General features: G+C 67.4%; 20 protein-coding genes and 2 tRNA genes. 13 read left to right on the top strand and 9 right to left on the bottom strand.

Features of this window, described 5'->3' with window-relative positions; genetic code table 11:
* The first annotated feature begins 42 nt into the window (after window positions 1-42).
* The 3 genes from yaaA (at window position 43) to ACQY68_RS10230 (ending at window position 2,873) form a co-directional block, all read left to right on the top strand.
* On the top strand, window positions 43-816 hold the full coding sequence (gene yaaA / locus ACQY68_RS10220) for a peroxide stress protein YaaA (RefSeq protein WP_428149284.1): 774 nt from the start codon (window positions 43-45) through the stop codon (window positions 814-816).
* Window positions 817-926: 110 nt separating this feature from the next.
* Window positions 927-1,775: a 3-hydroxybutyrate dehydrogenase gene (locus tag ACQY68_RS10225; RefSeq protein WP_428149286.1), complete on the top strand. Its 849-nt coding sequence runs from the start codon at window positions 927-929 to the stop codon at window positions 1,773-1,775.
* An 18-nt stretch (window positions 1,776-1,793) separates the two neighbouring features.
* Window positions 1,794-2,873, top strand: coding sequence for a patatin-like phospholipase family protein (locus ACQY68_RS10230; protein WP_428149288.1), 1,080 nt, complete (start codon window positions 1,794-1,796; stop codon window positions 2,871-2,873).
* 117 nt (window positions 2,874-2,990) lie between these two features.
* Here the strand turns inward: ACQY68_RS10230 and ACQY68_RS10235 are convergent, their stop codons facing one another.
* Genes ACQY68_RS10235 through ACQY68_RS10245 form a run of 3 tightly spaced genes read right to left on the bottom strand, consistent with a single transcriptional unit; the run spans window position 2,991 to window position 5,015 of the window.
* Window positions 2,991-3,968, bottom strand: a complete 978-nt coding sequence (locus ACQY68_RS10235) for an L-threonylcarbamoyladenylate synthase (RefSeq protein WP_428149290.1) — start codon at window positions 3,966-3,968, stop codon at window positions 2,991-2,993.
* Entirely contained in the window at window positions 3,902-4,462 is a 561-nt protein-coding gene (locus ACQY68_RS10240) for a YceI family protein (RefSeq protein WP_428149292.1), read from the bottom strand. Before ACQY68_RS10240 ends, ACQY68_RS10235 begins: the two co-directional genes overlap by 67 nt.
* Before the next feature lies 1 nt (window position 4,463).
* Window positions 4,464-5,015 (bottom strand): cytochrome b, encoded by a 552-nt coding sequence (locus ACQY68_RS10245; protein WP_428149294.1) that lies wholly within the window; start codon window positions 5,013-5,015, stop codon window positions 4,464-4,466.
* A gap of 157 nt (window positions 5,016-5,172) precedes the next feature.
* On the opposite strand from ACQY68_RS10245, the gene ACQY68_RS10250 reads away from it, so the two are divergent.
* Window positions 5,173-6,957, top strand: coding sequence for an acyl-CoA dehydrogenase (locus tag ACQY68_RS10250; protein ID WP_428149296.1), 1,785 nt, complete (start codon window positions 5,173-5,175; stop codon window positions 6,955-6,957).
* Here ACQY68_RS10250 and ACQY68_RS10255 read toward each other — a convergent pair.
* On the bottom strand, window positions 6,954-7,754 hold the full coding sequence (locus tag ACQY68_RS10255) for a trypsin-like serine peptidase (RefSeq protein WP_428149298.1): 801 nt from the start codon (window positions 7,752-7,754) through the stop codon (window positions 6,954-6,956). The genes ACQY68_RS10250 and ACQY68_RS10255 overlap by 4 nt on opposite strands.
* Window positions 7,755-7,842: 88 nt before the next feature.
* On the opposite strand from ACQY68_RS10255, the gene ACQY68_RS10260 reads away from it, so the two are divergent.
* From ACQY68_RS10260 to ACQY68_RS10275, 4 genes are all read left to right on the top strand, one after another.
* Window positions 7,843-10,059: a S9 family peptidase gene (locus ACQY68_RS10260; RefSeq protein WP_428149300.1), complete on the top strand. Its 2,217-nt coding sequence runs from the start codon at window positions 7,843-7,845 to the stop codon at window positions 10,057-10,059.
* A complete protein-coding gene (locus ACQY68_RS10265; protein ID WP_428149302.1) occupies window positions 10,056-10,604 on the top strand; it encodes an N-acetyltransferase family protein in 549 nt (182 codons plus the stop codon). The genes ACQY68_RS10260 and ACQY68_RS10265 overlap by 4 nt, the downstream gene beginning before the upstream one ends.
* A 9-nt stretch (window positions 10,605-10,613) precedes the next feature.
* Window positions 10,614-10,931 (top strand): hypothetical protein, encoded by a 318-nt coding sequence (locus ACQY68_RS10270; protein WP_428149304.1) that lies wholly within the window; start codon window positions 10,614-10,616, stop codon window positions 10,929-10,931.
* Between the two features lie 68 nt (window positions 10,932-10,999).
* Complete coding sequence (locus tag ACQY68_RS10275; protein WP_428149306.1) at window positions 11,000-12,412, top strand: hypothetical protein; 1,413 nt, start codon at window positions 11,000-11,002, stop codon at window positions 12,410-12,412.
* Window positions 12,413-12,418: 6 nt separating this feature from the next.
* Here ACQY68_RS10275 and ACQY68_RS10280 read toward each other — a convergent pair whose 3' ends face one another.
* Window positions 12,419-12,874, bottom strand: a complete 456-nt coding sequence (locus ACQY68_RS10280; protein WP_428149308.1) for a response regulator — start codon at window positions 12,872-12,874, stop codon at window positions 12,419-12,421.
* Between the two features lie 129 nt (window positions 12,875-13,003).
* Here ACQY68_RS10280 and ACQY68_RS10285 point away from each other — a divergent pair, with 129 nt between their 5' ends.
* On the top strand, window positions 13,004-13,606 hold the full coding sequence (locus tag ACQY68_RS10285; RefSeq protein WP_428149310.1) for a sensor histidine kinase: 603 nt from the start codon (window positions 13,004-13,006) through the stop codon (window positions 13,604-13,606).
* Between the two features lie 76 nt (window positions 13,607-13,682).
* Here ACQY68_RS10285 and ACQY68_RS10290 read toward each other — a convergent pair.
* Window positions 13,683-13,756 (bottom strand) — tRNA-Gln (locus ACQY68_RS10290).
* Between the two features lie 156 nt (window positions 13,757-13,912).
* Here ACQY68_RS10290 and ACQY68_RS10295 point away from each other — a divergent pair.
* A tRNA-Pro gene (locus tag ACQY68_RS10295) sits at window positions 13,913-13,989 on the top strand.
* Window positions 13,990-14,022: 33 nt separating this feature from the next.
* Here the strand turns inward: ACQY68_RS10295 and ACQY68_RS10300 are convergent.
* Together ACQY68_RS10300 and ilvC are read right to left on the bottom strand one after the other, a co-directional pair.
* Complete coding sequence (locus ACQY68_RS10300) at window positions 14,023-14,145, bottom strand: hypothetical protein (protein WP_428149312.1); 123 nt, start codon at window positions 14,143-14,145, stop codon at window positions 14,023-14,025.
* Between the two features lie 48 nt (window positions 14,146-14,193).
* A complete protein-coding gene (ilvC, locus tag ACQY68_RS10305; RefSeq protein ID WP_428149314.1) occupies window positions 14,194-15,207 on the bottom strand; it encodes a ketol-acid reductoisomerase in 1,014 nt (337 codons plus the stop codon).
* Between ilvC and ACQY68_RS10310 the strand changes: the two genes are divergently transcribed.
* The 3 genes from ACQY68_RS10310 (at window position 15,206) to ACQY68_RS10320 (ending at window position 17,010) form a co-directional block, all read left to right on the top strand.
* Entirely contained in the window at window positions 15,206-15,748 is a 543-nt protein-coding gene (locus tag ACQY68_RS10310) for a DUF924 family protein (RefSeq protein WP_428149316.1), read from the top strand. The genes ilvC and ACQY68_RS10310 overlap by 2 nt on opposite strands.
* 93 nt (window positions 15,749-15,841) lie before the next feature.
* On the top strand, window positions 15,842-16,699 hold the full coding sequence (locus ACQY68_RS10315) for a thymidylate synthase (protein WP_428149318.1): 858 nt from the start codon (window positions 15,842-15,844) through the stop codon (window positions 16,697-16,699).
* Window positions 16,696-17,010: a phosphoribosyl-ATP pyrophosphohydrolase gene (locus tag ACQY68_RS10320; protein WP_428149320.1), complete on the top strand. Its 315-nt coding sequence runs from the start codon at window positions 16,696-16,698 to the stop codon at window positions 17,008-17,010. The genes ACQY68_RS10315 and ACQY68_RS10320 overlap by 4 nt, the downstream gene beginning before the upstream one ends.
* Before the next feature lie 82 nt (window positions 17,011-17,092).
* Here ACQY68_RS10320 and ACQY68_RS10325 read toward each other — a convergent pair whose 3' ends face one another.
* Window positions 17,093-17,677 (bottom strand): hypothetical protein, encoded by a 585-nt coding sequence (locus ACQY68_RS10325; protein WP_428149322.1) that lies wholly within the window; start codon window positions 17,675-17,677, stop codon window positions 17,093-17,095.
* Between the last annotated feature and the right edge of the window lie 29 nt (window positions 17,678-17,706).

Consider the following 17,706-nt stretch of genomic DNA (forward strand, 5'->3'; position numbering starts at 1 on the left):
GAACGCGCCTAAACCCGCGACGGACGAACGGAGCCCCCGCCCTTGTTGATCGTGCTTTCGCCCGCCAAGCGGCTGGATTTCACAGAACCCCCGCATGACGTCGCGGCCACGCATCGGCGTTTCATCGACGACACGGCGACCCTGTCGAAGACCGCCCGCAACCAGACCCAGGCGGACCTGCGCCGGCTGATGGGCATTTCCACCGATCTGGCCAAGCTCAACCAGGCGCGGTTCAAGGCTTTCGATCCCGATGCGCTCGATACGGGCATCCAGGCCGCCTTCGCCTTCGCCGGCGACGTCTATCAGGGGCTGGAAGCCCGGACCCTGGACAAGGCCGGCCTCGCCTTCGCCCAGGATCATTTGCGAATCCTGTCCGGCCTCTACGGCCTTCTGCGTCCGCTGGACCGGATCCAGCCCTACAGACTTGAGATGGGCACCCGGCTGAAGACCCGGCGCGGATCCAGCCTCTATGATTTCTGGGGCGACCGGATCTCGAAACAGCTGAATGCCGACGCCGATGGGCAAACCGACCCGACCTTGGTGAACCTGGCCAGCCAGGAATATTTCGGCGCGGTCGACGCCAGGGCGCTGAAACTACCGGTCGTCACGCCGCATTTCCGGGAAGAGAAGGACGGCGAGAGCCGCATCATCTCCTTTTTCGCCAAGAAGGCGCGCGGGACCATGACCCGGTTCGCCATCGACGAGCGGATCGAAACCGCCGGCGATCTGAAGGCATTCGACCGCGACGGCTACCGCTTCCAGAAGGCAGCCTCGACCGAGACGGACTGGATATTCACCAGGCAGGGAAATTCCTGAGACCCGGGTCGCCTTCGCAGTCGCGAAAGGCTAGAGTCCCGGCAAACCAGAGACCCCGCGACGCGCTCGATCCGCGCGGACAGGGGCAAGAAGCGAGAGTGAACGACCCGATGTTTCAGTGGCCTGGCAAGAAGGACGGCTCGGAAACCGAGCGCCCCGTCTATCGCGATCCCAACGACCTCAAGGGCCAGGTGGCCGTCATCTCGGGCTCGACCTCCGGCATCGGCCTGGCCCTTGCCCGGGCGGTCGCCTCTCGTGGGGGAGACGTCGTCCTGAACGGCCTCGGCGATCCCTCGGAGATCGAGCGAATCCGCGCCGAGATGGAGGCCAGCTGCGGCGTCCGGGTGCGCTATCACGCCGCCAACATGCTCAAGGGCGACGAGGTCGCCGACATGGTGGCATACGCCAGACATCAGCTCGGCCGGCTGGACATCCTGGTCAACAACGCCGGAATCCAGCACGTCGAGGCGGTCGAGAAATTCCCGTCTGACCAGTGGGAGAAGATCATCGCGATCAACCTCTCCTCGACCTTCTACGCCACCCGCGCCGCCATCCCGATCATGAAGGCCCAGGGCCGCGGGCGGATCGTCAATGTCGCCTCGGCCCACGGTCTGGTCGCCAGCCCGTTCAAGTCAGCCTATGTCGCGGCCAAGCACGGCGTCCTCGGCTTCACCAAGACCGTCGCTCTGGAAGTCGCGCAGGACAACATCACCTGCAACGCCATCTGCCCCGGCTTCGTGGAAACTCCGATCGTCGAGAAGCAGATCGCGGATCAGGCCCGCACGCGCGGCATATCGAAGGAACAGGTGCTGAAGGATGTGATCCTGGCGGCTCAGCCGACCAAGCGGTTTGTCACCACCGACGAACTGGCCGGCATATTCCTCTATCTGGTCAGCGATCTGGGGGCCTCGGCCAACGGGGCCAGCTTCTCGATCGACGGCGGCTGGACCGCCCAATAGGACGACTGTCGGGGGACGATGGCGCTTTTCAAACGCAAGTCGACCCCGGCGCCCGCCGCGCCTGAATCGCCCGCCGGCGGTCGCCGCCCCATCTGTCTGGCGCTGCAGGGCGGGGGCGCGCACGGCGCCTTCCAGTGGGGCGTGCTCGACCGGCTTCTGGAAGCCGACATCGTCGACATTCAGGCCGTCACCGCTTCCTCCGCCGGAGCGATGAACGGGGCCGCGCTGGTGTCCGGCCTCGCCACCGGGGGCCCCGAAGGCGCTCGGCAGGCGCTGGACAAGCTGTGGCGAGAGACCAACCAGTCGGGCGGCAAGAACGTCTTCGGCGACACCTCGATCTGGTCCAATGCGCTCCAGCCGACCTGGCTGAAGGACTCGCCTTTGTGGCGCGCGTCGGAGACCCTGGCGATGTCGATGTCGCCGTATGAGTTCAATCCTTTCAACCACAATCCGCTGAAAAGGGTCCTGCAGGCCTCGATCGATTTCGAGGCTGTCCGCCACTCCGACGTGAAGTTCTTCGTCGCCGCCACGGCCGTCCGCCACGCGAAGAGCCGGGTCTTCACCTCGGCCGAGATCACCGATCAGGTCCTGCTGGCCTCCGCCTGCCTGCCGCACCTGTTCCAGGCGGTGGAGATCGACGGAGAGCCCTATTGGGACGGCGGCTATCTGGCCAATCCGCCTCTGTGGCCGCTCTTCTATCAGGACACGCCCGACGACGTGCTGCTGATCACGCTCAACGCCTTCGAGCGCGACGACACGCCGAAGGCCGCCGGCGACATCATGGACCGGCTGAACGAGGTGGTCTTCAACGCGCCTCTGGTCGCAGAGCTACGCGCTGTGGCCTTCGTTCAGGAGCTGATCGAGGAGGGCCGGCTGACCCCGTCCGCCCGCGACCAGTATCGGCACATTCTGATGCACGCGATCGAGGCGGACGGCTGGCTCGGCGACCTGTCTCTGGGGTCCAAGTTCAATACGGAGTGGACCTTCCTGAACGACCTCAAGAAGCGGGGTCGCGCGGCCGCCGACGAGTGGCTGGAGAGCTGCGCGGCGGAGGTCGGGGTGCGGTCAAGCGTGGATCTGCAGGCCCGGTTCGGCTGATCCACCCCCGCTTGCACTTTGGACTCCAGAAAATCGAGTCCAGCGAGTGCAACCGAACGATATCAAAATCTTGTAATAACAAGCTGATATCGGAAAAGAAGAAAAAGGCGCTTGAGTCTAACCCACGAAGCCCGCAGCGCGCTTGAGCCGGTCGTTTATTGCCTCACCCAGACCGACGAGGGGAATGTCCGCCACGGCGATGCCTGCGGGCTTCTCGCGGTCGGCAGCCCGCAGGAGTCGGAACAGGTTGGCGGCGGCTTCGCGAAGGTCGCCGGAAGGGCTCAGACTCCACCTCCCGGATCCGACGCCCGGTCCGAAGCCCAGGAATATTTCGTCCTCTCCGCCCGCGTCAGCACCGAGCCGCACGGGCGCCGAAGGCGCATAGTGGCGCGTCAGCCGGCCCGGCGAGCGATGCCCTTCGCCCGCTTCGTCCAGCGGCCCGACCAGGGCCTCGATCTCCTCGCGGGTCACCGATCCCGGCCGCAGGAGGGATACCCGGCCGCCCAGTACGGAGACGACCGTGCTCTCGACCCCGACGGCGCAGGGTCCGCCGTCCAGCGCGGCTGACGCGAACCCGCCAGTTTCGTCCATGGCGTCGGCGAAGGTCGTCGGGCTGGGCCGTCCCGAACGATTTGCCGAGGGCGCCACCACGGGCCCGCCGAAGGCGTCCAGCACGGCGCGTGCCCTCACATGGCCCGGCACGCGCACAGCGATGCTGTCCAGCCCGGCCCGCGCCAGGTCGCTGACCGCGATGGTGTCGCGACACGGCGCTACAAGGGTGAGCGGTCCCGGCCAGAAGGCCTCGGCCAGACGGCGCGCGGCGTCGTCGAAGACGGCGATCCGTTCGGCCGCCACGGCATCGGCGACGTGTGAAATCAGAGGGTTGAAGCGTGGTCTTCCCTTGGCCTCGAAGATTCTCGCGACTGCTTCTGCATTCCCCGCGTCCGCCGCCAGTCCATAGACCGTCTCGGTCGGCAGGATCAGAAGCTCGCCGGCCTTCAGCGCCGCGACGGCGCCCTCGACGCCGTTCAGCCGACCGGGCGCGTCGCCAGGGACACGTCCACCCTCACCTGTCGTCCGATCAGTCCGTTCCACGGTCCACGCGTTCCAATGCCGAAGGCCGCCCGATCCAGCGAGAAGCCGCCGGTCATCTGCGCCGTCCGCCCATCGCTGCGCAAGGTCGCGGGGAAGGTGACGGGTCGGGTGACGCCCTTCACCGTGATGTCGGCGTGCGCCGTGAAACGAGAGCCGACCGCCGGCTCCAGTCCGGTCAGGCGAAAGGCGATCCTGGGATAGCGGCTGCTGTCCAACAGCCCGGCCGCGGTCCGGGTCAGCCGTGGATCATCCATCCTCAGCGACGCCGCCTCGACCTCGATAGCCACCTGCGCCGTTTCGGGAGCCTCGGGATCGAAGCGGATATCGCCCGTCCAGCGCGTGAACCTTCCGGTTCGCGCTCCGACCGGGGTTCCGACCTGCATTGTGATCGCCGAATCGCCGGGCACGACAACCCAGCGTTCGACCTCCGCACGGCTCCCGCCCGTGCCCAGGCAGGCGGCCCCGATCAGCAGTGAGATCAGGGCCAGACGCATCTCAGGGCCGCCGGGGAATCAGGGGGATCATCCGATGCAGGACATTGTCCCTGTCGACGAAATGATGCTTGAGCGCCGCCAGCACATGTAGGGCCAGAAGAACGTAGAGCAGTTTCACCGCCGCCTTGTGCAGATCCATGAAGGTTCCGGCCAGATCGCGGCTCTGGGTGATCGGCAGCAGCGGCCAGTCGAACAGGCCGAACCAGTGGATGTCGCGACCGCCGGCGCTTGAGGCCGCCCAGCCGAACATCGGAATGCCGATCAGCAGGACATAGAAAAGGACGTGAGTCGCCTTGGCGGCGAACGTCTGCCAGCCCGGCGTGCCCGGCGGCATGGGCAGGGCCGGATTGGCCATCCGCCAGCCGATTCGCGCGAGGGTCAGGACCAGGACAGACAGTCCCAGGGCCTTGTGGACCTGAACGAACTCCCTCGACACAGGCCCGTCGGTCGCCTCATGCGCCGTGATCAGCAGCACCTGGGCCAGCACGAGCAGGGCCAGTCCCCAGTGGAAGGCCAGCGACACGATCGAATAGCGGTTTCTCGGTTCGGCCATGCATCTTCCCACATCTCGGACTGGCGACAGCTTGGCGCCGCGAAAGGCGAAGGCCAAGCGGTCCCTTGCCTGACGCGACGGCATCGTCGCAAGAAGGTCTGACGCACTGCGTGACTTGTGTAAGAAGACGATTTCAGCCCGACCGGAGACTTTCGCCATGACCTATCGCGCGCCCGTCCGGGATCTCGCCTTCAGCCTGACCGCCATCGCAGGCATCGACCAGGTCGCCGCCACCGGCGCCTATCCCGACTATGACGCCGACCTGATGGGCGCGGTGCTGGAAGCCGCCGGTCAGTTCTCGGAAGAGGTCCTGGCCCCGCTGAACCGCCCGGGCGATCTGGCGGGCGCGAAATACGCCAACGGTTCGGTCACCGCCGCGCCCGGGTTCACCGACGCCTATCGCCAGTTCGCCGAGGGCGGCTGGACAGGGCTGACCGCCTCGGTCGAGGCGGGCGGGCAGGCCCTGCCCAAGGCGCTGGAACTGGCGGCCTACGAGACGATCCAGTCGGCCAACATGGCCTTCGCCCTCTGTCCCATGCTGTCGCTGGCCGCCATCGAGGCGCTGGAACAGGTCGGGACCGAGCACCAGAAGACGACCTATCTGCCGAAGCTGGTCTCGGGCGAATGGACCGGGGCCATGGTCCTGACCGAGCCGGGCGCCGGCTCCGACCTCGGCGCCCTGACGGCGACCGCGACGCCGAACGGCGACGGGACCTACGCCCTGAACGGCCAGAAGATCTTCATCACCTGGGGCGACCACGACGCCACGGACAACATCGTCCACCTCGTGCTGGCTCGCCTGCCGGATGCGCCTCCGGGCCCCAAGGGCATCAGCCTGTTCCTGGCGTCGAAGTTCGAGGTGAAGGACGACGGGTCGCTGGGCGGTCGCAACGACTTCCGCCCCGTCGGCGTCGAGCACAAGCTGGGCATCCACGCCTCACCCACCTGCGTGATGAGCTATGAGGGCGCCCGCGCCGAACTGGTCGGTCAGCCGAACCAGGGCCTGGCCCATATGTTCGTCATGATGAACAACGCCCGCCTCGCAGTCGGCGTACAGGGCGTCGGCGTGGCCGAGGGCGCCTATCAGCATGCGCTAGCCTATGCGCTGGACCGCCGTCAGGGCCGTTCGATCTGGACCGGCGAGGCCAACGCCCCGATCATCGATCACCCCGACATCCGCCGCACCCTCGCGGTCATGAAGGCGAAGATCGAGGCCGCGCGCGCCATCTGTTTCGCCACGGGCGTCGCCGCCGACTTGGCCCGGCACGCGGCCTCCGAGGACGAGCGCAAGGCGTGGAAGGGCCGCGAGGATCTGTTCGTGCCTATCGCCAAGGCCTGGGGCACCGACGTCGGCTGCGACGTGGCCTCGGACGGGGTCCAGATCCACGGCGGCATGGGCTTCATCGAGGAGACCGGCGCGGCCCAGTACTATCGCGACGCCCGCATCACCCCGATCTACGAGGGCACCAACGGCATCCAGGCGATGGACCTCGTCGGCCGCAAGCTGTCGCAGGACGGCGGCGCCTCGGCCAAGGCCGTCATCGCCGAGATGAAGGTGACGCTGAAGGCCTTGGGCGCCATCTACCAAGGCAAGCCCGTCGAGCGTTTCGCCGCCGCCATCGGCGCGGTCGAGGACGCGACGCTGTGGCTGCTCGACGCCAAGGCCGATGCGGCGCGCGGCGCGGACGTGCTGGCGGCCGCCGATGCCTATCTGAAGCTGATGGGCGACGTCGTGGGCGGCTGGATGCTGGCCAGGGGGGCGCTGGCCGCAAAGGCTCGCCTTGACGCCAACGACGGCGATCCGGCCTGGCTGCAGGGCAAGCTGGATCTCTATGAGGTCTATGCCGCCAACATCCTGGGCCACGCATCGAGCCGCCTTGCGGCCGTAGGCCAGGGCGGCGACCTGCTGTCGCGGATCAGTCGGGAAGCGCTGGGGGCCTAGGGCTCCGCGCGGTCCAGCATCTCGATCGCCTCGCGGACATAGACGGCGTGGGTGACCACGCCGATCTCCAGCTGTTCGTCGTTGACCCGGACCTCCTGACTCAGCAGGCCGGCGATGAAGGCGTTTTCCGGCTCGGTCGTGCCCGGCCGCTTCCGCGCGCTCGGCGTCCAGAACACCGGCCCGCCGGAGTTGCCCGGAAAGACCGTGAAATCCAGCAGGAAGGTCGGAAAGGCGCTCACCGGCGACAGCGGATACGACGCGATCCGCCCGACCCTCAGGATCGGGAAGCCGGCCCGGTTGGCCGACAGTCCCCGGGGAAAGCCCAGCGACAGGAGCTCGTCCCCCGGGCCTACCTGCCAAGCGTCGAAGGCGTTCTCGTCCGCCAGCCAGCCCAGCGGGATCGCCGCCCGGGCGAAGGCCTCCGGCGCCTGCACCTCCATCACCGCGACGTCACGGTCAGGATGCTGGGTCCACAGCGGGTGTCCCTCCCCGTCCCGGATGGTCAGGGGCTCCGGGTCGAACCGCCAGGTCCCGTCGCCGAGCGCTGTGCGCCAGCCGATCCTCGCGTCCGGATCCGGCATCCGTTCCAAGACGTGCGCGGCGGTCACCAGAACCACCCGCGGCGTCCCGTCAGGCCTCGGCGCCTGGATCAGGAAGCCCGTGCCCACGGTCCGCGTATTCGGCCCCGACGGCTGATCAAGCTGCACCGTCGCCTCGATCAGGCCGACCGTCAGGTCCCAGACATGGGCGACGACCGGCGGCGGCGCAGCGTCCTTGGCGGGCGGGACTTCGATCATCGACGAGCCTTCTTGATACGCGCGGCTATTTGACGGGGCCTATGCCGGTCGCACAAGCTGCGTCGGTGACTTACAGGGGAGCGATACGATGAACCGCCGCGAATTCGTCGCAACGACCGCCGCCTCGGCCGTACTGGCCGGCTCTCCCGCCCTCGCCCGTTCCCCCGGAGCCCAGATGTCGCCTGCCCCGCCCGTCGCCAAGAAAATTCCCGTCGTCATCGAACAGCTGGGGCGCACCCGGACCGACGACTACCAGTGGATGAAGGACGACAACTGGCAGGCCGTCCTGCGCGATCCGGCCCTGATCAAGGCCGACGTGAAGGAACACCTGGAGGCCGAGAACGCCTACCGCGAAGCCATGCTGGCCTCGACCCTGCCGCTGCAGGCCCAGCTGTTCGAGGAGATGAAGGGTCGCATCAAGGAGGATGACTCCTCCGTCCCCTCGCCCGACGGTCCGTGGGAGTATTTCACCGAGTTCCGCACCGGCGAGCAGCATCCCCGCTACATGCGCGTCGAGCGGCAGGGAAGCTGGATCGAGGACGGCCGCCAGGTGACGAAGAACTTCATCGTCGCCCCGACGCCCGAGCTGCTGCTCGACTGCAACCTGCTGGCCGAGGGCAAGGCCTATTCGGAGGTCTCGGCCGTCGAACACAGCCCCGACCACACCCTTTTCGCCTACGCCGAGGACGCGCAGGGGTCGGAGGTGCATCACATCTTCACGCGGGACCTCGTGACCGGAGAGGTCCTGCCCGATCCGATCCAGTCGGCGACCGGCAACTTCACCTTCTCGCCTTGCAGCTCCTGGATCTTCTGGACCAACCGCGACGACAACGGCCGCCCGGACAAGATCTTCCGTCGTCCGGCGCGCGGCGGCGAGACGACCCTGGTCTATGAAGAAGCCGACGACGGCATGTTCATGGGCGTCGAGCGCACCTCCGACGACGCCTTCATCATCATCTCGATCCAGAACCAGGAAACGTCCGAGGCCCGTTCCATCTCCGGTGACCGCCCCACGGGCCTGCCCCAGGTCATGGCCGCGCGCGAGGTCGGCATCCGCTACGACGTCGATCATTGGCTGGACCGGTGGGTCATCCGCACCAACGCCGACGACGCCATCGACTTCAAGATCGTCCAGAGCCCGACCGAACTGACCGGCCGCGCCAGCTGGGAGGATCTGGTCCCTCACACGCCCGGCCGCTTCATCGAGGGCGTCGCCCTGGTGAAAAGCTTCCTCGCCCGCCAGGAGCGCGCCGACGCCAATACGAAGATCGTCATCCGCAGCCGCGTGGGCGACGAACACGAGATCGCGGTCGACGAACCCGCCTACGCCCTGTCGCTGGCCGGGGCGTCGGAGTTCGAAACCACGACGATGCGCTACGGCTACAACTCGCCGTCGACGCCGACCTCGACCTACGACTACGACCTGCTCACGCGCGAGCGGATCTTGCGCAAGGTGCAGGAGGTGCCGTCCGGCCACGACCCGGCGGACTATGTCGTGGAACGGCTGAACGCCCCGGCCCCGGACGGGAAACTGGTGCCGGTTACGGTGCTGCGTCGCCGCACCACGCCCGTCGACGGATCGGCACCCCTGCTCCTCTACGGGTATGGCTCCTACGGCATTCCGATATCGGCGAGTTTCTCGACGGGGCGGCTTTCGCTGGTCGATCGCGGCTGGATCTACGCGATCGCACACATCCGCGGCGGCTCCGACAAGGGCTGGGGCTGGTTCCTGGACGGCCGGAAATTCACCAAGAAGAACACCTTCACCGACTTCACAGCCGCCGCCGATCATCTGATCAGCCGCGACTACGCCCGTGCCGGCAGCATCGTGGCCCAGGGTGGGTCCGCAGGCGGCTTGCTGATGGGCGCGGTCGCCAACATGCGGCCCGAACTCTGGGCCGGCGTCATCGGCCAAGTCCCGTTCGTGGACGTGATCAACACGATGTCGGACGTGTCGCTGCCTCTCACGCCGCCGGAATGGCCGGAGTGGGGCAATCCGATCGAGGACGTCGAGGCCTACGACTACATCGCCAGCTACAGCCCCTACGACAACGTCGAGGCCAGGGCCTATCCGGCCATCCTGGCCACCGGCGGCCTGTCCGACCCGCGCGTGACCTACTGGGAGCCGGAGAAGTGGGTGGCGAAGCTGCGGCCTGCGACGACCTCGGGCAAGCCGGTGCTGCTGAAGATCAACATGGAGGCCGGTCACGGCGGAGCCTCGGGCCGGTTCGACTACCTGAAGGAAGTCGCCCACGACTACGCCTTCGCGGTCTGGGCGATCCACAAGGGGTGGGAGACGGCGTGATCCGGGAGGCGACCCCCGCCGATCTCCCCGCCATCGCGGCCCTCTACGGCCGCGAGGTCCTGACCGGCACGGCGACGTTCGAACTGGACCCGCCGTCGCTGGCCGAGATGACCGTCCGCTTCGAGGCTGTGCGCGCCAAAGGCCTGCCGTGGTTCGTCGCAGAAGTCGACGGCGCCTTCGCCGGCTATGCCTACGCCTCGCCGTTCCGCCCGCGCCCGGCCTATCGCTACGGCGTCGAGGGCTCGATCTATGTCGAGGCGACGGCGCGTGGCCACGGCGTCGGCTCAGCCCTGCTGTCCGCCCTGATCGACCGCGCCCGCGCACTGGGCCTGCGCCATATCATCGGCGCCATCAGCGACAGCGCGACCAGCCAGGCGTCGATAGCCCTGCACGAACGGCTCGGCTTCATCCGGGCCGGGACCTACCATCAGGTCGGCTGGAAGTTCGATCGCTGGATCGACGTTCATCTGATGCAGCTCGACCTCGATCCGACGGGCGCCCCGCCGACCGCGCCGGGCATCGACCTGACCGGCGGTCTGGCCTAGAAAGACGCCATGGCGCTCGCCCGGACCCTGTTGCTGCTGCTCGGCGCGTTCGGCGTCCTGTTGCTCGGCGCGGTCTCGCCGGCGGCCGCGTCGACGGAGACGCCGCCCTGTCACGACATGGCGGGCATGACCTCCGACGCCCCCGCCTCCTCGCCCGAGCGGCCGATGAAGAGCATGGCCTGCTGCGTCGCCTGCATCGCCGCGCCGACGATCGTCCCGCCGCTTCGCACCGGCATGGGTGCCCGTCCCACCCTGCCCCAGCCGGCCCTGCGCGTTCTGCCGACCGGCCGTCGCCCGAGCCCGGACACCGGCCCGCCCAGGGCCTGACCCTTCCAAAGACCAAGCCGGCGGCCCGCACGGACCGCCACGCCGACCTCTCTTTGCAAGGAGCCATGATGGCTGCCCGAACCCTCGCCGCGCTCAGCGCCGGCGCTTCTCTCCTCGTCCTCGCCTCGGCCGCTCAGGCCCAGGATCATTCCGGCCACACCGCACAGCCGACCCAGGCTCCGGCCCCCGCCCGGGCGGCCGATCCGCACGCGGGTCACGCCATGCCGCAACGGACGCCCGCGACGCCGCCGACGGACCACTCCGCTCACGACATGTCGACCCTGCCCGGAGGGGACCAAGGCGCAGAGCACGCCATGACCAGCGCCCTCGGCGCCTGGCCCATGTCCCGCGACGCTTCGGGCACCAGCTGGCAGCCGGACACCTCCGAACACGGCGGCATCCATGTCCGGCAAGGCGACTGGTCGATCATGAGCCACGCCCAGATCAACCTGACATATGACAGCCAGTCCGGTCCGCGCGGCGACGACATGCCCTTCGTCTCCGGCATGCTGATGACCTCGGCGCGACGGGACTTCTCCGACGGTTCGACCCTGAACCTGCGCGCGATGCTCAGCCCCGACCCCTTGATGGGCAAGGAGGGCTATCCGCTCCTGCTCGCCGCCGGAGAGACCGCCGACGGCGTCAATCCCCTGATCGATCGCCAGCATCCGCATGAGCTGGTGATGGAGCTGTCCGCCAGCTATGCGCGGCGTCTGTCCGACACGGACAGCGTCTTCGCCTACATCGGGCTGCCCGGCGAACCGGCCTTTGGACCGCCGGCCTTTATGCACCGCATGAGCGCGATGGATTCGCCCGAGGCCCCCATCACCCATCACTGGCTGGACTCGACCCATATTGTCTTCGGGGTGGCCACGCTCGGCTGGGTCCACGACACGATGAAGATCGAGGCCTCGTCCTTCCGGGGCCGCGAGCCGGATCAGGACCGCTACGACATCGAGCGCCCGGAGTTCGACAGCTGGTCGGTTAGAGCGTCCTGGAACCCGTCGCAGGAGTGGGCCCTGCAGGCGTCCTACGCCGACGTCACGGCGCCGGAACAGCTGGAGCCCGGAGAGGACGAGACCAAACTTTCCGCCAGCGCCATCCACACGCGTCGTCTGGGTCCGGACGGCTGGTGGTCCTCGACCCTCGCCTGGGGCCGAAAGACGAACGACCACGACGAGTCGAAGGACGCCTGGCTTCTGGAAAGCGCCTGGAGCCCCGACGACAGCTGGACCGTCTTCGCCCGCGCCGAGCGGATCGAGACCGGCGAACTCCTGCCCGGTCCCGGCGGGGGTCACGGCGAACTCTTCACCGTCGCCAAGGCGTCGGTCGGGGCCGTTCATGACTGGACGATCGCTCCGCGCGTTCGTTTCGGCCTCGGCGCGCTTTACGCCATCAATCGCGTGCCCTTGGGGCTGGAGCCGTCCTACGGCGGCGACCCGGATGGGAGCATGGTCTTCGTGCGGCTGAAGATCGACTGACGCGGGTCAGTGCGGGGCGATGTCCGCCGGCGGCGTGGTCAGCCATGGCGCCAGGCGGAATCGCCTCGGCGGATCGCCCAGAGTCTGTTTCAGGATGAAGCGCCGGGCGAAGGCCACCACGGCGCAAATCGTCTGTTCGTCGAACGGCTTGGACACCGCGCCGAGCGCGCCTGCGAAGCCGTCCGGGATCTGCTCGGGATTGGCGGTGAGGAAGATAACGGCCGTGCCGTATTCGGACACCAGCCGATGCGCGATCTGCGGACCGGTCAATCCGTCCAGGAGGTTTACGTCCACCAGGGCCAGACTTGGTCGTTCCCGCGCGGCGATGTCGAACGCGCTCGCCCGATCCATGGCGCAGCCCACGACGTCGCACCCGGCGTCGCCGAGCACGAGTTCCAGTTCCATCGCGAGAATGGCCTGGTCCTCCACGATCATGACCCGCAGGTCAGACGTCTGTTGCAATCCACTCCCCAGCGGTCTTCCGACGGTCGTAAGGTTACTGTGTCGGCTACCGGACAATGGAAACGCGCGCTTGGCGAAATGGTTCTCGGGGGCTATCGAAATATCCAGTTTTTACGCCTTGGGGGGCGAATGACCGCGGACGCGGACGTCAGGATCGCCGAGCTCGAGCAACGGCTGCTGGGCGGCTACCAGCTGCTTCAGGCGCTGGTCGGCATTCGCCTGCGCAGCGTTCAGGACCCCGAGAGCCGCCGCCACCTGACCTGGCTCAGCGACGTGGTCGCCGCAATGGGGCTGATCAATCGCCGCGTCGTGGAGAGCGGCTCGGTCGATTTCGCCGCCTATCTGGATGATGCGGCAGGCTTCTGGCGACGGAACGGCGAAGGACGCGGCGTGCGCATCGATCTGCGGGCGGATACGATCGATCTGCCGGAAAGCCATGCCGTGCCTCTGGCCATCATCGTGCACGAACTGATGTCCAACGCCGTGCGCCACGCCTTCCCGGACGACCGACGCGGCTCGATCGCCATCGCCTGCTCCCGTGCGTCCGACGGCGTCAGCCTGGTGGTGCGCGATTCGGGCGTCGGCGCCGACGATCTGGTCAAGGGAGACGGCCTCGCGCTGGTGGAGGGGCTGATCGCCCATCTCGGCGGCGCGATGGTGATCGAATCCGCCGCCGGAGCCGGCGTCGGCATCCGTGTGCGCCTGCCCATCCGGCCCGATACGACGCACTGATTTTCCAGGATGGACGCGCAGAGGCGCGGTCAGGTCCGGCCTGACCGCGTGATCGCTGCTGTCTGGTGCAAGGCGGTGGCTGGGGAACTAGGACTCGAACCTAGAATGACGGTACCAAAAACCGGAGTGTTACCATTACACCATTCCCCAGCAGGACCGGTGCGCCCCGAGGCCTGGGCCCTAGGGAGGCGGTCGAATACGCCAAGGCCGCGGGGGATGCAACACCCGGTTTCCGGACTATTTTGCAAAGGCTCAGAAGGGCGCTTGCAGGCTCCGGAGGCCGTGGCTATAAGCCCGCCTCCAAGTCGGAGTGTGGCTCAGTCTGGTAGAGCACTGCGTTCGGGACGCAGGGGTCGCAGGTTCGAATCCTGCCACTCCGACCATTGGATTTACCGGCGGACCCGACCGCCCCTCCCTCAGTCCGGTTCGCCATCGACGTTGGAATCGCGGAAGTGTCGCGGCCCTTCCAGCGGCTGGAACGCGAGCCCGACGAGCCCGCACAGGGTCGCGAGAACAATCACTCCGGTCAGGATTTCCATGGTGTCACCTCCGATCGAGGAAACGCCGGGACCGGCGTGCGGTTGCGGTCAGCCTGACTTCGCGGCGACGCCGGTCAGATGCGCGCCCACGGTCTCGATCGTACGCTCCCCCAGCGCCTTTCGCCGCGCCAGCAGTTCGGGCGAGCCGGCGTCGTAGTCGGCCATCAGCCGCTTCACGAACGATCCATCGCACACATCGGCCAGAACCCCGTCCATCGCCGTCCGCGACGCCTCGCCGATCACGCGCGGCCCGGTCAGATAGGCGCCGTACTCGGCCGTGTTCGAGATCTTGGCGAAGGCCCCGGCGATGCCCCGTTCGTACATGAGATCAGTGACCAGCTTGACCTCATAGACGCATTCGAACCAGGCGACCTCCGGCGGATAGCCGGCGTTGACCAGCTTCATGAAGGCGGCGTCGATCAGTTCGCCGACGCCGCCGCACAGCACCACCTGTTCCCCGAACAGGTCGCTTTCGCACTCGGCGGCGAAGGTGGTCTCCAGAATGCCTTTCCGCCCACAGCCGAGAGCCGCCGCATAGGACAGGCCCAAGGCGTGCGCTCCGCCGGTCGCGTCCTGGTGCACGCCGAACAGACAGAAGACCCCCTCCCCGGCTTCGTAGAGATCGCGGATGCGCGGGCCGATGCCCTTGGGCGAATCGAGGATGACGTCGATGTCGGCGCGCGGCGTCACCAGGCCGAACCGGACCGACAGGCCGTGGGCGAAGATCAGCGCGGAGCCGGGCCGGATATTGGGCTCGATCTCGTCGCGCCAGAGGTCGCGATGGGCCTCGTCCGAGACCATGATGGCGACCACGTCGGCGCTCGCCGCCGCCTCCCCGGCCGTCAGCACCCGGAAGCCGTCGGCCTCGGCCTTCGCCCGGGTCGCTGAGCCGGATTTCAGCCCGACGACGATGTCGGTGACGCCCGAGTCGCGAAGGTTCAGCGCGTGGGTGCGTCCCTGGCTGCCGTAGCCGACGATCGCCACCCGCTTGCCCCGGATGATCGACAGGTCGCAGTCGCGATCATGGAAAACAGGCAGGGGTGCGGGTAGAGACTGGGTCATGACCGTCCTCATAACGCCTTCGTCCGTCGTCGCCTTCTGGAAAGAGGCCGGTCCCGACAAGTGGTACGCCAAGGACGAGGTTTTCGACCGGGCGTTCCGCGACGCTGGACGCGCCCTGCACTGGGCCGCCGCGCGGCGCGAACTCGACGACTGGATGGCGACGGCCGAGGGCGCGCTCGCCCTGATGATTCTGCTCGATCAGTACCCGCGAAATTCTTATCGCGGCACGGCGCACCAGTTCGCCACGGACGCCTTGGGCTTGATGTACGCCCGCCAGGCCTGGGATCGCGGATATGCCCAGACGTTAGATCCGGATCTCCGCCAGTTCTTCGTCACCCCTTTCGAGCACTCGGAGGTTCTGGCCGATCAGGACGAGGCCGTTCGCCTGGCCGCGGACATGCCGGAGGTGCTGAAGTACGCGCACGTCCACCGCGACATCATCGTTCGCTTCGGCCGGTTCCCGCACCGGAACCGGGCGCTGGGCCGGGAGACGACGGCTGAAGAACAGGCCTTTTTGGACGGCGGCGGCTTCGGCGGCTGATTGGACTCGGGAAGCACGGCGTGTGGGCCAAATTCCTGTGAGCAACCGTATCGGTTCGCTGCGCGGGACACGAATCACCGGCACACTGTCGGGATGAACGCCGTAGCCCAGCTCAGTGACCTTCAGGACGGTATCGGCGCCGCGCCCGCGGACCATCCGGAGTTCCAGTACCTAAATCTGTTGCGCGACATCCTCGACAATGGCGTGCGTCGCGACGACCGCACGGGCACGGGGACGCTGGGCGTGTTCGGGCGCCAGATGCGGTTCGATCTGTCGAAGGGCTTCCCCCTTCTGACCACCAAGAAGCTGCATCTGCGCTCCATCATCGTGGAGCTGCTGTGGTTCCTGCGCGGCGAGACCAACACCCGCTGGCTCAAGGAGAACGGCTGTTCGATCTGGGACGAGTGGGCCGACGAGGCCGGCGAACTCGGTCCCGTCTACGGCAAGCAATGGCGGTCCTGGGCCGCGCCGAACGGCGATTCGATCGACCAGATCGCCCGCCTGGTCGAGGGGCTGAAGACCAATCCCAACAGCCGCCGCCACATCGTCTCGGCCTGGAACCCGGCCGATATCGAGGACATGGCTCTGCCACCTTGCCACTGTCTGTTCCAGTTTTTCGTCGCCGACGGGAAACTGAGCTGTCAGCTGTACCAGCGCTCAGCCGACGTTTTCCTCGGCGTGCCGTTCAACATCGCGTCCTACGCCCTGCTGACCATGATGGTGGCCCAGGTCACGGGGCTGGAGCCCGGCGACTTCGTCCACACCTTCGGCGACGCCCACCTGTATTCGAACCACCTCGAACAGGCCGAACTCCAGCTGACCCGCCAGCCCTTGGCCCTGCCAACGATGACCATCGCGCCGAAACGTGACCTGTTCGCCTTCGAACCGTCGGACTTCGTTCTGTCGGGCTATGAGGCGCACCCGCACATCAAGGCGGCCGTGGCCGTATGATCCTTTCCGAACTGTCGGAGAAGGTCGCCCGCATCTCCGATATCTACGCCGCCGAGCACGGTATCGACCGTTCCGGCGACTGGGCCATCCTGAAGCTGCAGGAGGAGCTCGGCGAGCTGACCGCCGAGCATCTACGCCAGTCCGGCCGGGCGCGGGGCGAGGCCGATCCGGCGGCGCTGGCCGACGAGGCGGCCGATGTGCTGGGCATGCTGCTGATCTATTGCGATCGCGCCGGCATCGATCTCGAGCAGGCGATGCAGGACAAATGGCTGCACTGGCTGGAGCCGAAGACCGACGGTCAGCCGGCCTAGCGGCGCCGCAGGACCCGGCGCGCTGCTGTTTCGGCTGAAAGTGGCCGATCCGAACGATTAATCGACCGACGGCGGCGGGCGTCTAGGCGATCGCCGCCGTCATGGTCATGCCTCGCAACTTGGCAGACAGTTCAGGGCTCGCGTTGATGCGCTGCAGGATGATGGAATTCTTCAGCGCGCCCATGTTCACCTTGGCGGAATAGACCACGACCTCGCCGGCGCCGGTTCCGAACCGCTCGGTGTCCGGCCGGTTCTGCTGGCCGGCGAGGCCCCCGAACGCCACCTCCATCTCGTGCTGTCCGACCTCCAGCGGCACGGCGATGAAGCGCGGGCTTTTGATCTGGGCGACGACCTTGCCGTCCACGGTGACGTTCAGGCCCACAGCCTTGCCGACGAAGCCCTCGCGCATGACGATCAGCATGGCCTTGCCGGGCTGGGGCTGGAAGGCGACGGCCGCCTGTTTGTCGGCGTCGCTGGCGGCCACGTTCTTCTGGTTCCCGACCAGGTTGGCCATGATGTAGGCGGTGAAAATGCCGAAGAACCCGCCGATCAGTGCCGGGATCATGCCGGCGTCCCCGCCGGCGGCGGCGACGAAGAAGCTGAGCCCTCCCGCGATGACGAATGCGACGATGCCGCCGACAATGACCGGTTTGACGTACTTGCTCATGGGGCGCCTCGCGTCCATTGAAGGGATCA

This window comes from Brevundimonas sp., from assembly GCF_965278935.1.
GTDB lineage: Bacteria > Pseudomonadota > Alphaproteobacteria > Caulobacterales > Caulobacteraceae > Brevundimonas.

What these genes read in the sequence shown, in the direction of transcription:
- ACQY68_RS10245 (WP_428149294.1), bottom strand. Translation starts at nt 5,015, where the DNA reads ATGGCCGAACCGAGAAACCGCTATTCGATCGTGTCGCTGGCCTTCCAC.
- ACQY68_RS10300 (WP_428149312.1), bottom strand. Translation starts at nt 14,145, where the DNA reads ATGGAAATCCTGACCGGAGTGATTGTTCTCGCGACCCTGTGCGGGCTC.
- ilvC (WP_428149314.1), bottom strand. Translation starts at nt 15,207, where the DNA reads ATGACCCAGTCTCTACCCGCACCCCTGCCTGTTTTCCATGATCGCGAC.
- ACQY68_RS10270 (WP_428149304.1), top strand. Translation starts at nt 10,614, where the DNA reads ATGGCGCTCGCCCGGACCCTGTTGCTGCTGCTCGGCGCGTTCGGCGTC.
- ACQY68_RS10230 (WP_428149288.1), top strand. Translation starts at nt 1,794, where the DNA reads ATGGCGCTTTTCAAACGCAAGTCGACCCCGGCGCCCGCCGCGCCTGAA.
- ACQY68_RS10315 (WP_428149318.1), top strand. Translation starts at nt 15,842, where the DNA reads ATGAACGCCGTAGCCCAGCTCAGTGACCTTCAGGACGGTATCGGCGCC.
- ACQY68_RS10310 (WP_428149316.1), top strand. Translation starts at nt 15,206, where the DNA reads ATGACCGTCCTCATAACGCCTTCGTCCGTCGTCGCCTTCTGGAAAGAG.
- ACQY68_RS10275 (WP_428149306.1), top strand. Translation starts at nt 11,000, where the DNA reads ATGGCTGCCCGAACCCTCGCCGCGCTCAGCGCCGGCGCTTCTCTCCTC.
- ACQY68_RS10320 (WP_428149320.1), top strand. Translation starts at nt 16,696, where the DNA reads ATGATCCTTTCCGAACTGTCGGAGAAGGTCGCCCGCATCTCCGATATC.
- ACQY68_RS10240 (WP_428149292.1), bottom strand. Translation starts at nt 4,462, where the DNA reads ATGCGTCTGGCCCTGATCTCACTGCTGATCGGGGCCGCCTGCCTGGGC.
- ACQY68_RS10250 (WP_428149296.1), top strand. Translation starts at nt 5,173, where the DNA reads ATGACCTATCGCGCGCCCGTCCGGGATCTCGCCTTCAGCCTGACCGCC.
- ACQY68_RS10255 (WP_428149298.1), bottom strand. Translation starts at nt 7,754, where the DNA reads ATGATCGAAGTCCCGCCCGCCAAGGACGCTGCGCCGCCGCCGGTCGTC.
- ACQY68_RS10225 (WP_428149286.1), top strand. Translation starts at nt 927, where the DNA reads ATGTTTCAGTGGCCTGGCAAGAAGGACGGCTCGGAAACCGAGCGCCCC.
- ACQY68_RS10325 (WP_428149322.1), bottom strand. Translation starts at nt 17,677, where the DNA reads ATGAGCAAGTACGTCAAACCGGTCATTGTCGGCGGCATCGTCGCATTC.
- ACQY68_RS10285 (WP_428149310.1), top strand. Translation starts at nt 13,004, where the DNA reads ATGACCGCGGACGCGGACGTCAGGATCGCCGAGCTCGAGCAACGGCTG.
- ACQY68_RS10260 (WP_428149300.1), top strand. Translation starts at nt 7,843, where the DNA reads ATGAACCGCCGCGAATTCGTCGCAACGACCGCCGCCTCGGCCGTACTG.